Source organism: Pedobacter endophyticus (assembly GCF_015679185.1).
Classification (GTDB): domain Bacteria; phylum Bacteroidota; class Bacteroidia; order Sphingobacteriales; family Sphingobacteriaceae; genus Pedobacter; species Pedobacter endophyticus.
The window spans coordinates 2,386,289-2,403,504 of sequence record NZ_CP064939.1; the positions used below are offsets into that span (position 1 = coordinate 2,386,289).

Here is a 17,216-nt window from a genome sequence, read left to right on the forward strand (position 1 = left end):
GCACAACAGATTATATACTTAAAACGCTATAAAGCCGGCAGTAAGAAAATCGCAAAAAGAGGACGTATCATCATTTTTGATACATCCTCAAATGAGAGCGACTAGCCTCCTGTTTAGCACTTTAGCTTTTATTCAGAACTTCGGCCAGTTTTTCTTCTAATGCCTCTTTCCGAAGCCCCATAGCAATCACCTTTCCCTTTGGATCCACCAGTACGCTTAGCGGGATGAGTCTGATATTGTACAGGTTAGTCATTTTTCCGCCCTCTTTTGAACAGGAAACATGCGTCCACGATGCGAGTTGATCTTTATGAATCGCCTTTAACCAATCTGTTTTGTTGTAATCATAAGATACTCCAAGCACTGTAAAATTCTTGTCCTTATACTTATGGTAAGCCTTCACCACATGGGGGTTTTCCACCCTGCAGGGCACACATCTGCTGTCCCAAAAATCTATTAATACATATTTCCCCCGATAATCTTTCAGGGAAACAAGATTGCCCAAAGTATCGGGTAAGGTGAAATCCGGAGCGGTATCGCCCAGTTCAAGTTTTGGAGCAACTGTGCTCGTAGATTGGGCCGTTGCAGTAACTGTACATACTGCAAACCATATAAAGATCATTAGCTTTTTCATATTCATTTTGTTATCCGATTTGTAAGATCAGGAGGGTTTCTATTGTTGTTATTTAGTTTTTTTAATCTATTTTATTATCGGAATGGTTAACGCCAGCGGTAAGTTAAACTGACAATTTTGCCAAAGCCAGTAAACGAATCCGTTTTTATCAGATTTGCGTTAATTCCGGGTACGGTATACAAGTCCATCACGCCCGAACTATTCAAATTACTGTCATCATAACTACATACTACCAATTGTTTGTTAAGAGCTACATAACGCTGGTTGATAACACCGAGGTAGCCCGTATTGATGTATTGAAACTTTAAAAGACTGATTTTTCTTTGGCCATAATCGGCTACTTCTTTATTCAGGTTCAGGTTAAAGTCGTATTCATACACTTTGTTGCCTACATTGTATATCACATAGCCGAAGTCGTCGCTTACCTCAAAATGTTCTGCCTGTGCAATAGGGGTATTCTTAATTTCAGCGAAATAATTTTGCTCGCCTAAAGTAAACCTGGCCAGGTATACCTTATCACCTGTCTTGTCTTTCAGTATGGCAAAGATTTCGCCTCCGTTATAGTTCACATATTTCATAAACAACAGGTTTTTGTCGATCTTATTCTTAAAAAGACGCTCATTTTCCATTCTTAAAGAGTATTTACTATAGCCTCCCGGATACCATACAAACTCGGATGCCGTTTCATTAAACAAAACAGCATTGCCCTGTGGGGTGTAAGCAATGAAAGGAGAGGATTCAAATGAAGGCGCTGCGGCCGACCCCATACGGCCGATTTCGAAAACACCACTGGTGGATTGTGAATATGCTCTTCCATTGGCCCATAAATAAACTTTGTTCTTTAAGCCTTCCATACGGGCGTTTTGCCCTATTGCCACATTTTGGCCATTCTCTGAAAAGATAGAAAAATCATATTCAGGTCGCTGCTCCAGCTGGTCGGGACCCAGAAAAGTTGCCATTTCGGAGGTTCCTACCACCAATGCTTCCTTAATTCCGTTTAGAATCGGCACTCCAGTGGTACCAGTAAAAAAACTGACAAAAGATGGTGCACCTTTTAACGTAAAATCCGATTTGTAGGTGTCGAACACATTGGTAAGATGTTCATACTTTCCGGTATTTTCCTTATAGCTAAGCATATCCAGGCGGCTTTGATTTCCATTGACTTCAGATAACACGAACCAGCCTTCGTAGGTCTTATTACTTATCAGGATTTTGAAATAAAACTCTTTCCAAACCTCCGTTTTTCGGTCTGTAACCCGCAAGGCATATTCATACAGACCGAGGTCATCGGTCATTCTGACATTAAATTTAGGCGTACTGCTTTTTAATTCGGGTATGCCAGATTCAAATCCGTTTCTCCTGATCATCAGCCAGGAGTATGTATAATTTGAGGTGTCTCCTATCTGATCTTTGAGGTATGAAATTTTTGGTTCAATGGATAATATCTCTCCCTGATCAACTATATAAAGCGTATCAAGGCCCTCTACCACAGCCTCGTTCAGTGTTTTATAATCGTAATTTCCAGGGTCTTTTTTGCAGGCCTGTAGTATTCCTGCTATTACAAACAACAGAAATACAGCTGCTTTTATTTTAATTAAACTTTTCATATTTGTTTTTATCTACTATTTCGGCAAGTTTATTTCTCTAGATACGGCCCTACTTTCATCAGGGTGCCATCTTCTTCCAACACGGGTGTTCCGGCTTTCCTCTGCTGGACCAAATAATCGTACAATTGCCTGCTAAAATAAGTTCTATAAGTATCGATCGTTCGGTATACACTGTTTAAACTCCGCTTAGTTATCTCAGCAATGAGCAGGACTTTCTTTTTCGAAAACCTTCCGAGGTAATACTCTGTTCCGAATCTATCTGGCGTGGTTGCCCATTCTTTTGGTGCGGCAAGTAAGTCGGTGATATAGATCTTTACTCTTGGTGACTGGTCTTTCTTCGATGTCGGATCGAGCCTCGCATTGTTAAATTGTGAATTTGATTTTAATTCCAGGCCGATTACATATTCTTTTTTGGCCAGGCGCTCTGTACGTGTAACCTTCACGCTAAGCGTATCTCTGGATTTGTTTGCGGGAAAGCTAAACTGTTCGGGCATTTCAAAATCCGATCCTTTAATTGCTGTAGTCAACTGGTCATCTATTACGATTTCATAGCTCGTAGCAGTTTCAATCTGACGGCCTAAAAGGCCAACCGGTATTTTCAGTATCGATTCTCTCACACTATCATGAAGCAATGAAAAATCAACTCTTAGTGAATCTGTTGAGGGGATGGCAAAATAAAGGGCGTTTTCTCCTTCATAGGTAATCAGCTTTGTTTTTTTACAGGAAAACAGCAGCAAAAACGTAAAAAAGAAAACGGTATAAACTGAATAATTTCTCATGATTATAGGTTTAAAATTTATCTGTTTTGAGTTTCTAAATCCGGCAGGGGCACCACGTATTTAGAAGCATTCATTTGAACCGGACCCTGGTTATATCCTGAAATGCTTGCCAGTGCTTTTCGCTTATAGTAAAAGAAAGTTTGTCCTTCTCCCCAAAATTCTTTTCGGTATGCTCTTTGTAAGGCACCGGATATATCTACATTATCCGGCAGGCTGGGTAGCCCCCTATTGGTACGTACTGTGTTGAGGTACCTAAATGCCAGCGTTCTATCGGGGCTGCATTCAGCAGCTATGTAATACATTTCTGAAATCCGGAGCAACGGCTGCAGGTTTCTGAAAAGCAAAGCATTGTTGGAAACGTCCTGATACTTTACAAAGGTTTTGTAGGGTTTCCCTGAACCGGCTCCCGAAACCCAGTTAACCCTTAAGCGGTAATCATTTTCATTATTTTCGAAGACTTCTGATAATACTCCCGAACTGGGGGCCAGGATGCCCTCAGTAGTCAGGGCCGCAGCAAATAACGTTCTTTGTTGGTTATAAAGGTCAGGGTTTTGCACCCCGAAAATCACCTCCGAAGAGAAACTCCTATCCGGATCGGCAATACCTGGCAGGGTTAATTTTTGGTCGGTCCATGGGAACCACTTTCCAGCCTCTTCTATCACCTGTTTTGCAGCTAGTAACGCAGCGGGTTTATCTCCTTTGTAAAGCAATACGCGAGCTTTGATTCCAAGCACTGCGTAATAATTTAACCTTCTGTTTCTAAGCTTCACAAAATCGCCTTTCGGATCTGTCCCCGTTACCGGTACAACCCCCTGGCTACGTACAGGATCATTTTGCAATAACTGTTCGGCACGGTTCAGGTCGACTAAAACACTATCTAAAACACTTTTTGCAGGCAGTATAGGCTGGATTTTTTCGGTTGCGGCTGTGAGGTAAGGAATGGCCTGTTGATCTGGATTGGTAGGGTAAACGGGACCAAATAACCTCAACAAATCAAAATGCACAAAGGCCCGAAGGGCATAAGCTTCGCCCATCAGCAATTTCCTTCGGTCATCGGCAAGCACGCCAGACTTAGGCAACTGCGCTAAAAAACTATTTGCATTTAAGATGGCAATATAGGATGAGCGCCAAATTGAACTAAAGACATTTCGAACACTCTCGTTGCCGCGATAATTGTAGGCCAATGTTTCTCGCAAACGAGTGGTCGAAAAATAATACTGCGCCATAACATCGATTGTATTCATCGTCATTTCCCCGCCATATAAATCGGGTTTGGCAAGGTTAATGTAAATACCATTTAATGCGTTGTTCGCTGAAATCTCATCATTAAAAACATCAGCTGAAAGAAAGCGGTCTTCGGGTTGTACCTCCAGAAATTTATTGCAGGAAAACAGGCCGGATGTCATCACTCCGAAAACCAACAGCACCAGCAGTGTTTTTATTATGTTCGTCATTGTAAATTGTTTTTTTAATTTCATAGCGGAAGAATTAAAATGAAGCATTAATACTAAATGAAACTGTATTGGCAAATGGATAGTCTATGCCTCGTTCTGCAACGATATTTGATACCCTGAATATATTATTCATAAAAGCAGATAACCTGAGGCTTTGTAAATGTGCCGATTTTAACCAGCGTGTTGATGAGGACTGCAATTCGTAACCTACAGATATGGACTCACCAGTAAGGATATTCTCTTTTTGAATAAACCGCGAAGAAATTGGTGTAATTTCTGTGTCGGCTATTGCCTTAAACTGCGCAATATCTCCGGGTTTTTTCCAGCGCAGTTCTAACGCTCTTTTATCCTGATTAAAGGAAAGGTCTCCGAAATCAATGTTCTCTACCTTTTCATAAAGCGCATTGTTAAACCTTGAGGAGCCCAGGCTATACCTGATATAGGCATTAAAGGTAAAAGCTTTTATTCTGAGACTGGAGCTAATTACTCCCTCTGCCTTTGGCCTGGCATTGGCAACCACCATGATATCTGCCGATGCATATTCAAACGTATAATTTCCGTTTGCCTTAAGAAATAACTCCCGGCCTGTTGAAGGATCTATACCAAGAGAACGGTAAGCCCAAAGGTCGTCCGGACTGTGGCCGTCAGAGTAGCGCTGAATGGAGTTACTCCGCTGCTGCTCGGCGTTCAAACCGTCTAACAAGCCATTAAATCCACCGTAAATGCTTTTATACATACTACCGGTTAAGCCAAGCGTCCAAATGATCCTTTTGTCGAGATTAAACACTGGAGAATATTTCAGATTTGCTTCCAGTCCTTTAATGTTCATATTCCCTGCGTTAATTGGATAGCCGGATATTCCATTAGAACCAGGGAGATCAATAGTTGCGATCAGCGGATTGGTAAACTTATTGTAAAAATCTAAGGTAGCTGAGAGCCGGTTCTGAAACAATCCCATTTCAATACCTGCACTGCTCTGCAGTGTTTTTTGCCAATCCAGATTTGGGTTTCCGAGGCTCGTATGGTATAAACCCTGTCCGAAGTAATTGCTGTATGCTTCCAGGTTGTAAACGGTTGCTGAGGCAAAACTGCCAAAACTCTGGTTACCACTTGTACCTATATTTGCCCTGATGATCAGTGAGTTAATCCAATCGACAGGTTTCATAAACTGCTCATTGTTGAGCCTCCACCCTATTCCCGTGGCCCAGAACGGAGAATACCTTTTAGCACTGCCAAATGCGGTAGATCCGTCGATTCTGTAAGTAGCATCAAAAAAATAGCGGTTATCATATACATAGTTTATGCTGGCCAACGCGTTTATTCTCCGGGTTTGGGGTGGCGTACTAACCAGCGGCCTTGCATCGGGCAAATAGCTATTGGCAAAACCGGGGTTGCCGGCCACACCGGTTGGGAAACCAACAGCGGTTAAACCGATGGTGTTGTTTTTGGCTCCCTGTACTTCTCCCCTGGCATTTCCGGTTAAAACATGCTTTTCATCGATCACCTTATTATAACTGAACGCAAGGTTCCCTGTATAATTAAAAGCTTCATTCCTGGAATTTTTATAACTTCCTTTTTCCAACAAGGCAACATTGTCAAACTTGGTATTTAGCGGAGAGATAAACTCGACAGCTGTTCCGGTAATTTTAGACAACTGTAAGCCTCCGGTAAAGCGAATTGCTTTATTCAAATTGAAAATGAAGCCCAGGTTGTTCTGCAAAATAAGGCTATTGGAATATTTTTCGGAGTTTAGCTGTGCATTGTACAGCGGATTATCTACATTGGCCAAACTTCGGGCATTGTGCCCGCTTGGGATCTGCTCCAGGTAACGGTCTGTGATTCCTCTTTTATAATAGGGATTGATTTTGGCATAGGTGCTAAAAGAACCGTAAGGGGATTCATCAGACCTGTTACCGCTTAAGAATATTCTGTTGGTAATATTTAACTTGCCTTTGCGATAAGTGAGATCGGCTCTTGCTCCCCAGTTTTTCCGCTCAGACCCTTTCATTAGCCCCCCGATATCCTGTAGGTTCACACCCACACCATATTGAAATTCTTGGCTTCCCCCAGTTGCATAAATTGAATGATTTTGTGTGAATGCCGCAGCATGTATAGGTTCATTAAGCCAATAAGTATTTACCCCTTGCCTAACGGTGGCCAAACGCTGGTTATAAAACCGTTCAAGCATTACATAATCCTGCCTAATTTGTCCTCTTGCCTCGAATCTGCCAGATAACTTTTCAAATTCCAGCTTTTCTTCAGCATTCATCAGATTATAGTCGCTCAGGTCTGCTGCACTGACCCTAAAATCGCCAGTATAATTTACCCTTAACTGGCCCGGTTTTGGCTTAATGGTTTCAACAACCACTACCCCATTTGCAGATCTGGCGCCGTAAAGTGCCGTTGATGCGGCATCTTTTAACAGCGTAACGCTCGCAATACGGTTGATATCCAGGTCAGTAATCTGACGGAGGGTCGATTCAAAGCCATCTAATATAAATAAGGGTGTATTGGGATCAACACTAAACTGATCTACCAATGCGCCCGAGTTTAAATTTTTAGTGATGCTTGTTTTACCCCGCAATTCTATTCGTGCCAGTGCATTTGGATCAGCGCCATTCAAATTGTTTTCAACAACAATAAAAGAGGGATCTAAAGTTTTCAATGCCTCAATTACGTTCTGGTTGCCTATTTCGCGCAACTGATGACCGGTAACGGTTTTGGTACTGCCTGTAAAGCTTTCCTTTTTTCTTTCAAACATCCCGGTAACAACTACATTTTCCAATTTATTAATGGAAACTTCCAGTTTAACGTCCCCGAGCTTGCTTACGGCTCTTACTTCTTTAGTTTCAAACCCAATGTATGAAATGAGTAGTAGACTATTTTCTTCTACCCCTGGAAATATAAACTCTCCATTGGCATCGGTCTTTACTAATCGTTTGGTGTTTTTTATAACAATGGTTGCGCCGGGCATTGGTTTACCTTCATTATCGATCACACGTCCCCTTACCGTGATCTCATCAAAATAACTCACAATTTTATCGAGCAACCCTTCTTTGGCTTTAACGATCATTACTGTTTTATCTTTGATGCTAAACGTTAGGCGCTGGCCTGTAAGCGCAATGTTGAGTGCCTCTTCTACTGTGGCACCGGATACAGAGATGTCTACTGGCTTCGTATTGCCTGCAATCCTTTGATCAAACAAGATATCGTGGCCTGCGGCTCTGCAGATCTTTTTCAATACCTCCGTTAAAGGAGCTTGTTTATAATTCAGGCTAATACGCTGTCCAAAAGTAGCAGCACTTACCTGCATCAGTGTGGCGCAAAATATAACGGCGGTTAGTCGCATAACTTTCCTGGTAAAATTTTTATACATTTGATAAAGTTTGGTTTATATCCCATTGCCTTCGGTCTCAATCTCAGGGCAATAGGACGAGTTGATAAGTTTTATAAATTCATACCAAACGGAGTCAGGAGTGTTTAGCGACGCTTCTGGCTTTTTGCTTTGGTAGAATGCGGAAAAGTAAATTATTTTACAACGATGACCCTCCTTTCCTGAATTTTAAAATGAATGTCTCCGACAGATTCTATCCTTGCAAGCACTTCAGAAAGCTTGCTTTTTCTTGAAATCCATCCTTCTAATTTAATCTCCGCCGGACTTGAAAGCTCATATTGGACGGTTACGCCATACCAGCGTTCGATGTCTTCCATGGCGGATTTAAGATTTTCGCCTGTAAAAACAAGCAATCCGTCTTTCCATCCTACAGCCGACATTACATCCACCTGTTTTACTACAAACTGATTTGCCTTTAAGCTGGCCTGTTCTCCCGGTTTTAGGATTATACTGTTCTCTTTTCTGTCTTTTTTTGTATTTGCAGATACGCTGACACTACCTTCGAGCAAGGTGGTTTTAATACTGGAATCGTCTGTATAATTTTTGATATTAAAATGGGTTCCCAATACTTCTACGTCCTGTAATTTGCTGCTAACTATAAACGGGCGGGTTTTATCTTTCTGCACTTCAAAATAGGCTTCACCGGTAAGAGTTACTCTACGGGCAACAACTCCTTTTAAATCAGTCTGATAAGTTAAATCTGAAGCCGCGTTTAGCCACACTTTTGTTCCGTCGGGCAGTGTAACCTGATAGGTTCCGCCTCGGGGTGTACTTATCGTAAATTGTTGTTCGAGTCGGGATAAAGGTTGTGCTCCATCTAAAACAGCACTGCCATCATTATAGTGTAACTGATTATTGCCGATGACAAGTCCGTTTTTTGTATCACTCAAATTAATCAGTTTACCATCCGGCAGGCGGAGGGTTGCGGCATTTTTTCCGGCTTCGATGTCGGATGATCCGGAAACAAATTCGGGCGAACGGCGCTCGGGCTGGCCCGAGTTGTAAAACCAGATACCGAATGTGATTATAGCCACAGCAGCAGCAACCCCAATGATACGGGGCCACAGCGATTTAAGCCTGCTTGCCTTGATGGGGAACAATTCTTGCTGTACCTTGTTCCAGGCACTATCCATATCTATGGTGTTATACCTGCTTAGGCTCGCTTCTAAACTTTCCTCTTTAATGAGGTTTTCAAAGAATGATCTATTTTCGTCATTCTCTTCTATCCACGACTTCAGTTCAGACGGAATTATTCCTCCTCCGGCAGTTACGTAGGCAGCAATCTGTTCAGATAGTTGATCGCATTTTTTTAAATCGGTCATAATTCCGGCTTTTTATAGTAGACGAGCACGGAAGTGAGAAGTATGACAACAGGGGGAGATTTATTTTAATAGGTGGTTGTGGTGCAATAAAAGTAAAATGAACATCGCATCGCCCAGGCTAATCCTGAGGTTAGACAACGCCCTTTGTTTATGGGTTTTAACGGTATTAACGGAGATACTGAGCTGCTGCGCAATTTCATGATTCTTTAAACCGGCGAGGCTCATTTTGAAAACGTTTCGACCTTGTTCGGGTAAAGCTTCAATAGCATTATTAATTATTCTGATGGTTTCGGCGGTGATTAGAGGTTCGGTAAAATCACTTTCGGCTAATTGGTGATGATGTACAGCATGGGTTTCATACTTGCGAACAACCTGACTTCGCCTAAGCTTATCCACACAAGCATTCTTTACGGTAGTATATACATAACTTTTTAATGAAGACACTTCTAAAAAGGCTTCATCATGATTCCAGAGCTTAATAAATGCATCCTGAACAAGATCTTCGGCCTCAGCTTCATTGCCTGCTAAAATTCCTTCGGCAACAAGCACCGCCGCCCGATAATAAAGTTCGAAAACAAACCGAAAAGCAAACTGGTTCCCGGAATTAAATTCCTGAACAAGTACCCCTGAATCTGATTTATACCTATTCTTGTGCTCCTGGTAAGCAGTGCCTTCATTCATAAATAACATACCACCCAACAAAGAATCTTATTGCATTCACCTTATATTGTTTTGTAGCGTTTTCTAATATAAGTATTTATTTGCAAATATTAAAAAAAGCCAGCACACATTTTTAAGGAGAAAACAAACCTATACCACGCTATAGCTATTGCAAAAGGTGTGGTTTTTTGAATGTAAATAGGAAACTGACTACGCCTGCTGAGCCTCTGACGTTTAAGATTTACGAAGCTGGGAATAAAAAAAGGGATGTGCAATTTGCACATCCCTTTGCTATTTGGACTGAAGACCCGGAACCCGAGACTCCAAACTACTAATAACGATATTCGTCTGATTTGAATGGTCCCTCAACGGCAACGCCAATGTAATCAGCCTGGTGTTGATCTAAAACTTCAAGTTCTACACCAATTTTTTCTAAGTGCAAACGAGCAACTTTTTCATCCAGATGTTTAGGTAAAGTGTACACTTTGTTTTCATATTTACCAGGGTTGGTCCAAAGTTCTAATTGAGCCAAAGTTTGGTTGGTAAATGAGTTACTCATTACGAAACTTGGGTGGCCAGTTGCACAACCTAAGTTTACCAAACGTCCTTCTGCAAGCACAATCACGTCTTTTCCATCGATGGTATATTTATCAACCTGAGGCTTAATTTCTACTTTAGTGTTGCCATAAGTACCGTTTAACCATGCCATATCAATTTCGTTGTCGAAGTGGCCGATGTTACAAACAATCGCTTTATCTTTTAAGGCTCTGAAGTGTTTCTCGCGAACAATATCACAGTTACCAGTTGTTGTTACCACAATATCTGCTTCTTTAATTGCGGTGTCTAAACGTTTAACTTCGTAGCCTTCCATTGCAGCTTGTAAAGCACAAATCGGGTCGATTTCGGTAACGATAACACGCACGCCTTGCGAACTTAACGATTCTGCAGAACCTTTACCCACGTCGCCATAACCGCAAACAACAGCCACTTTACCTGCCATCATTACATCGGTAGCACGGCGAATTGCATCAACCAACGATTCGCGACATCCGTATTTATTATCAAACTTAGATTTGGTTACTGAATCGTTAACGTTGATTGCAGGTAAGTGCAATGTGCCGTTTTTCATTCTTTCGTACAAACGATGAACGCCGGTTGTAGTTTCTTCTGATAAACCTTTAATGTCGGCAATCAACTCAGGGAAACGATCGAAAACCATGTTGGTTAAATCGCCACCATCATCTAAAATCATGTTCAACGGTTGTTGTTCCGGACCAAAGTGTAAAGTTTGCTCAATACACCAGTCGAATTCTTCTTCAGTTAAACCTTTCCAGGCGTAAACCTGAATACCGGCAGCAGCAATTGCCGCAGCAGCGTGATCTTGCGTAGAAAAGATATTACATGATGACCAGGTAACTTCTGCACCGAGGGCCACTAAAGTTTCAATTAATACGGCCGTTTGGATCGTCATGTGCAAACATCCTGCAATGCGTGCGCCCTTTAACGGTTGTGATGGACCGAACTCTTTGCGTAAGCTCATTAAACCAGGCATTTCTGCTTCGGCTAATTCGATTTCTTTACGGCCCCATTCTGCCAGTGAAATGTCCTTAACTTTGTAAGGGATAAAAGTTGTCTCTACTGATGACATATATTTGTTTTTTAATTGTTTAGTATTAATGACTTACAGATCGTTTCAGCTTGCACAATGTTTGCAACATTTTTTGAAACATCCGGTCGTCGGACACAAAATTACGGAATAGTTTAGCCAATATCAAAAGCTTGAAAGTTAATCGATTCAAGGTTGTACATTATAACTTTACAATGGCAAACGGGCTCGCTATTTCAGCTTTCTTCGCAACCACTTCCGAACGGGCTCATCATACCATTTTAATGAAACGTAGGCCAGAATAACACTCCCTACCAATAGGACTAATGCAGTTGGCCAGGCTTGAGCAAAGGTTATGCCTTTGTTATTGCTAATCCAGGCGACATAAAAATACACCAACGGATAATGCACGAGATAAAGGGGGTACGAAATATCGCCCAAAAATTTGCATAGCTTCTTCTCGCCCTCGCCTTTCATTACACCACTTGCGCCAAGATACACGATAAGCGGAAAAACGATGATGATACAAATTGCTTCATAGAGTCCGTTCATCCAAAGGTGTTCGGCACCACCAATTCGAGGCATATAAAGTACCAAAGCCACTAAAAGACTGCACCACAAAAAGGCATTTTTGATTTGAGTTGGCTTTGCTACCCGCGAAAGGAGTAAACCGGCGAAGAAAGGGAACATGGTACGGGAGAAACCAATGCGAACTTGCGCTACGTTGAGCGTCCAACCCCCGCTAACATCGCCGTTTGTAATGGCCAGATGTGCCAGCGCCACCGCTGCAATAACAACCAGAATAGTAAGCGCTGTTTTGGAGAACTTCCTGATCCAGATTGCATATAAAATATTGGCAATGTATTCAAAGAACAACGACCAGCCCACGCTGTTTAACGGATGCATTTCTTCCCAACCACGGATATCGAGAGACAATGGTACTGGCAGAACGGTATAACCGATCAGCATTACGAGCAACATTTTCCACAGGGGAATGGTGTGAATTAGTGGCCAGATAGTTGAGTCGGTGAAGTAGAATCCAATTGCCCCAAGCGTCATCCCGAGCACAACCATTGGCTGAAGCCTTTCTACCCGACGCTTAAAGAACGTGCCAATGCTCATTTTTTGCCAACGGTCATCATACGCGTAGCCAATCACAAATCCGGATAAGAGAAAGAAAAAATCGACAGCCAGATAGCCATGGTTCACTAATATATCCAAATGCCCTGTTCCCAGTGGCTCGGTAAGATGGAATGTTACAACGATAATGGCCGCAATACCGCGAAGGCCATCTAATATTGGATAATGTGGTTTGGTGGCGATAAGCTCGTTATTCATCGATAAAACTGCATGATAGGGTTGAAAAAAATCTGCGCAAATTATAAAAAAATGGCAGCAACCATGCATTTATTTGGCTTTTCTACTGAAAGTTCAAAAGAATGGAAAAGATGGATATGGCGGTCGGCCGGATTGGTAAAACGTTGTGTTGTTTGATTTTGAAGCAATTTAGAAAATAACGGAGTTGGGACGACAGGTTTTTTCAGCGAATCTGCTTTACGAATAAAGATTGCTTTCCCGAGAAGTCTATCGTGTGGACACATCTCGTTTTATGCGCCGTCTTTCCCGCGCAGGCGGTCCCGAAACTTCGGGATTAAAGCTAAGCTAGGGCTTTTCCTTTCGCTTTAGGATTCCCAATTAAATTGGGAATGACGACCGTTCACGTAGCGCTTATAAGCAGCGAGATGCATAAAAACGTCAATAGTAGCATCGCGAAGACCGCGAAGCAGCTACAAAGTAAATCCGCAAGCGATGGATTCGATAGCTATCGGATGCAAAACGCCAACAAACCACAGCCCAAAAAGGGAAGTGAGTCGACCAAGAGCAGTGCGCAATCGGCAAGGGATGCTTTCCCGGGAAATCGGGACAGGCTGTTCCTCAGCATGACAAGATACTGAACTTAAATAAGCTGAAAAATAAGGGTCCCCACGCGATTAGACACAAAACGGCAAAAAAACATTCCCAAAGCAAGACTGAGTGAGTGGGCAAGAGCTTGCATTCGATAATCAGAAAGCATTGTCGCATCTCGTCCAGTTCAATCGCATGGAGCTAATTAAAATCGTGTTAAGACGCCTCCACGCCATCAATTTTTAACACTTTAGCAGTTCGTTGTCTGGTTTCATTACACAGCGCCGTATCTTTTGCCAACTCTTTACCGTAAGTCGGGATCATTTCCTTAATTTTTGCCTGCCATTCGTCGGTAGCCAAATCTTCTTTAAAGCAGCGATCCAACAGCTCGAGCATAATTGAAACTGCTGTAGATGCACCAGGCGATGCGCCCAACAATGCGGCAATAGAGCCATCGCTCGCACTTACTACTTCGGTACCGAACTCAAGAATTCCGCCCTTTTTCTCGTCTTTTTTAATTACCTGAACCCGCTGCCCGGCATATTCCAGTTCCCAATCTTTAAGTTGGGCGGTTGGTAAATATTCTTTCAACGCCTTCAATCGATCTTGTGGCGATTGCCTTACCTGCTCAATTAAATACTTGGTTAAATCGAGGTTGTGCAAGCCAGCGGAAAGCATGGGACGGATATTGTTAAATTTTATTGACTTGGGCAAATCTAAAAATGACCCGTTTTTCAAAAACTTGGTCGAAAAACCGGCATATGGCCCAAAAAGTAACGCTTGTTTACCGTTAATCATTCTGGTATCTAAATGCGGCACCGACATTGGCGGTGCGCCAACGGCAGCTTTACCGTAAACCTTTGCGTGATGTTGTTTTATTACCTCTTCGTTGGTGCATTTTAACCATTGGCCACTCACCGGGAAGCCCCCAAAGCCTTTTCCTTCAGGAATATCTGATTTCTCCAAAAGTGGCAATGATCCACCGCCTGCTCCAATAAAAACAAACCTTGCGGTACGTTTACGCTTATCGCCGCTATCCAGATCTTTCACCTTTACCACCCAGTTGCCGTCTTTGTTTTTCTTCAAATTACGGATTTCGTGATTGAAATGCAGACTAACGCTGCGCTGTTCTTTCAGGTTATTGAACATATCGCGGGTTAGCGAACCAAAGTTTACGTCGGTTCCGAGGTCCATTTTGGTAGCCGCTACTTTTTCGTCTTTTTTGCGGCCCTCCATAATTAAGGGCACCCAGCTTTTTATCTTTTCTGCATCCTCGGTAAATTCCATCCCCTTAAAAAGATCGTATTTCGTTAATGCGTCGTAGCGCTTTTTAAGGTAATCGACATTCTTTTTGCCCCACACAAAACTCATATGTGGAATTTTTCGGATAAAATTTTCAGGATCTGAGATCAGGCCCTTCTCTACCAGGTAAGACCAAAATTGTTTGGAAACCTCAAAATTCTCGGCAATTTGCACGGCTTTTTTGGTTTCTACAGTGCCATCGTTTTTCTCCGGCGTATAATTTAATTCGCAAAAGGCCGAGTGTCCTGTTCCAGCATTGTTCCAGGCATCCGAGCTTTCGGCGGCGGCAACGTCGAGGCGTTCGTAAATTTCTATACTTAAGTTGGGCTCTAACTGCTTTAATAAAACTCCAAGAGTTGCGCTCATAATTCCGGCGCCAATTAAAATTACATCTGCATCAGTTTTGCCAACTGTTTTTTTCTTTTTTGTCATCTTACTTCAAAGGAGTTACAAATCTAAAATCATTTTGTTTATAGCACGAATTTTAGGCTACTAAAAAACTAAAAAAATTGCTAAAAAATTAAAGAGACGTGATATCTGTTACCTCATCCGCAAAATTTAGTCCAAACTGATTACATCTTCATCATAAATTTGCCATAAACAAAAAAATCCCGCAATGCTTTGCGGGACGTTTAAAAGTTGAGCATATTTAGTTCTTCAACTTATCCTTAAATACCTTTTCGAGCTTCTGCATTTTGGGTAAAATCACCAGCCTGCAATAAGGTTCACTCCCATTTTTGAGGTAATAATCCTGGTGATAATTCTCGGCAACGTAAAATGGCTTAGCCTGCTCGATAGCGGTTACTACCTTTTTGCCAAAGGCGTTGGTGTTATTTAACTCTGCTTTATATTTTTCTGCCAGCGCCTTTTGGGTTGCGTTGTGGTAAAATATCACCGAACGGTACTGCGTACCGGTATCGGCCCCCTGACGATTTAACGTAGTTGGGTCGTGACTTTTCCAGAAAACCTCTAAAAGCTCCTCATAGGTGATTACCTGTGGATTGTAATTAATTTCCAAAACTTCTGCATGCCCGGTGGCACCAGTACAAACCTCCTCGTAAGTGGGGTTGCTTAATGCGCCGCCTTCGTAACCCGATTTTACAGAAGTAACGCCTTTTAACCGTTGAAATATGGCTTCAGTACACCAAAAACAACCCATCCCGAAAGTGGCCTTTTCCGTTTTTTTTCCCTGTGCATTGACCTGATTTAAAGTCAGTAACGAGAATAGTATAAATATGATTTTTTTCATCTGTGTTTTGTGTTCTTAGTCGCTAATCATCCATTAACCTTACAGCAATGATGAATTATTATTTAACTAATTGTACGAAATAAATTAAGCAATGGTTCGCTTTGTGGCGATAATGGATTTTGTATGACATTAAGAAAATCGACGCCACCGGCAAAGCGATGTTAACAACTTAAAATGAAGAAAATTAACTTATTAACCCAAGCCATTAGCAATTTGACGTACTTATTAACAATTCTTTTTAAATTCGTATAACATTAAAAATAAAATTATGTCAACACCGTATATTCCTTGTTTAGATTTAGGTTCGTATATCAACGGAACTGATGAAGAGCGCAAAAAATTTTCAGACGAATTGGGCCGTGCCTTTAACGATTCTGGCTTTGTAACGATTACCAATCATGGTTTAAGCCAGGAATTGATCGACAAACTTTACGACAATATCAAAGCTGCATTTGCACTTCCGCTTGAAGTAAAGAAAAAGTATGAGAAACCAGAGCTGGCCGGGCAACGCGGATATACGAGCGCTGGCAAGGAAACTGCGAAAGGTGCAAAAACCCCCGATTTAAAAGAATTTTGGCAGATTGGTCAGGAAGTTACCGACGGAGATCCGGTTAAGAACGATTATCCGGATAATGAAGTTTTAGAGGAAATTGCCGAATTTAATGCAGTAACAGGTGAGATTTATAGAAAGCTTGAACAAAACGGCACTCAACTACTACGGGCTATTGCTACTTACCTCGAATTGCCGGTTAACTACTTCGATAAGCACGTGCACAACGGCAACTCTATTTTGCGGGGAATCCATTATTTTCCGATAGAAAACCCGGAGTTGATTCCTGACGACGCCGTGCGTGCAGGAGCGCATGAAGATATTAATCTGATTACGCTATTGATTGGCGCCAGCGCCGATGGGCTGGAAGTTTTGACCCGCAGCAACGAATGGTTACCAATTAAGGCCCACCATACCGATATCGTTGTAAATGTTGGCGATATGTTGCAGCGCTTAACCAATAACAAGTTGAAATCGACTACACACAGGGTGGTAAATCCGCCCCGCGAATTGATGAAAACCTCTCGTTTCTCGGTGCCGTTCTTCTTACATCCGCGAAGTGATATGGATTTAACCAGCCTACCCTCTACCATTGATGCCGACCACCCGAAAGCTTATAGCGACATGACGGCGGGCGAATATCTGGATGAAAGACTGAGGGAGATTGGGTTGAAGAAGTAGTTTTTAGTCTTCAGTCCTCAGTCCGAAGTCTTTAGTCTTTAGTCAAAAGTAGTAAGTCATCCGGTGAATAGCCTAG

At 42.1% G+C, this 17,216-nt stretch carries 12 protein-coding genes; 1 reads left to right on the top strand and 11 read right to left on the bottom strand.

Annotated elements, in window-relative coordinates; genetic code table 11:
* Nucleotides 1-121 precede the first annotated feature (121 nt).
* The 11 genes from IZT61_RS09560 to msrA all read right to left on the bottom strand — a co-directional run bounded on the left by IZT61_RS09560 (nt 122) and on the right by msrA (nt 15,909).
* On the bottom strand, nt 122-637 hold the full coding sequence (locus IZT61_RS09560) for a peroxiredoxin family protein (RefSeq protein WP_196100914.1): 516 nt from the start codon (nt 635-637) through the stop codon (nt 122-124).
* 80 nt (nt 638-717) lie between these two features.
* The gene (locus IZT61_RS09565) at nt 718-2,238 is read right to left on the bottom strand and encodes a PKD-like family lipoprotein (RefSeq protein WP_196100915.1); all 1,521 of its coding nucleotides are present in this window, start codon (nt 2,236-2,238) and stop codon (nt 718-720) included.
* Between the two features lie 29 nt (nt 2,239-2,267).
* Nucleotides 2,268-3,017: a DUF4843 domain-containing protein gene (locus IZT61_RS09570; RefSeq protein ID WP_196100916.1), complete on the bottom strand. Its 750-nt coding sequence runs from the start codon at nt 3,015-3,017 to the stop codon at nt 2,268-2,270.
* A gap of 17 nt (nt 3,018-3,034) precedes the next feature.
* Entirely contained in the window at nt 3,035-4,471 is a 1,437-nt protein-coding gene (locus IZT61_RS09575; RefSeq protein ID WP_196100917.1) for a RagB/SusD family nutrient uptake outer membrane protein, read from the bottom strand.
* 34 nt (nt 4,472-4,505) lie between these two features.
* Nucleotides 4,506-7,847 (bottom strand): SusC/RagA family TonB-linked outer membrane protein, encoded by a 3,342-nt coding sequence (locus tag IZT61_RS09580; RefSeq protein WP_196100918.1) that lies wholly within the window; start codon nt 7,845-7,847, stop codon nt 4,506-4,508.
* 152 nt (nt 7,848-7,999) lie between these two features.
* Nucleotides 8,000-9,187, bottom strand: coding sequence for a FecR family protein (locus IZT61_RS09585; RefSeq protein ID WP_196100919.1), 1,188 nt, complete (start codon nt 9,185-9,187; stop codon nt 8,000-8,002).
* Between the two features lie 60 nt (nt 9,188-9,247).
* Entirely contained in the window at nt 9,248-9,868 is a 621-nt protein-coding gene (locus tag IZT61_RS09590) for an RNA polymerase sigma-70 factor (protein ID WP_196100920.1), read from the bottom strand.
* 310 nt (nt 9,869-10,178) lie between these two features.
* A complete protein-coding gene (gene ahcY, locus IZT61_RS09595) occupies nt 10,179-11,495 on the bottom strand; it encodes an adenosylhomocysteinase (protein WP_196100921.1) in 1,317 nt (438 codons plus the stop codon).
* Between the two features lie 189 nt (nt 11,496-11,684).
* Nucleotides 11,685-12,791, bottom strand: coding sequence for an acyltransferase family protein (locus tag IZT61_RS09600; RefSeq protein ID WP_196100922.1), 1,107 nt, complete (start codon nt 12,789-12,791; stop codon nt 11,685-11,687).
* 783 nt (nt 12,792-13,574) lie between these two features.
* Nucleotides 13,575-15,092: a malate:quinone oxidoreductase gene (locus IZT61_RS09605; RefSeq protein ID WP_196100923.1), complete on the bottom strand. Its 1,518-nt coding sequence runs from the start codon at nt 15,090-15,092 to the stop codon at nt 13,575-13,577.
* Between the two features lie 217 nt (nt 15,093-15,309).
* Nucleotides 15,310-15,909, bottom strand: coding sequence for a peptide-methionine (S)-S-oxide reductase MsrA (gene msrA / locus IZT61_RS09610; RefSeq protein ID WP_196100924.1), 600 nt, complete (start codon nt 15,907-15,909; stop codon nt 15,310-15,312).
* A 268-nt stretch (nt 15,910-16,177) separates the two neighbouring features.
* On the opposite strand from msrA, the gene IZT61_RS09615 reads away from it, so the two are divergent.
* Nucleotides 16,178-17,140 (top strand): isopenicillin N synthase family dioxygenase, encoded by a 963-nt coding sequence (locus IZT61_RS09615; RefSeq protein WP_196100925.1) that lies wholly within the window; start codon nt 16,178-16,180, stop codon nt 17,138-17,140.
* The last annotated feature ends 76 nt before the right edge of the window (nt 17,141-17,216 follow it).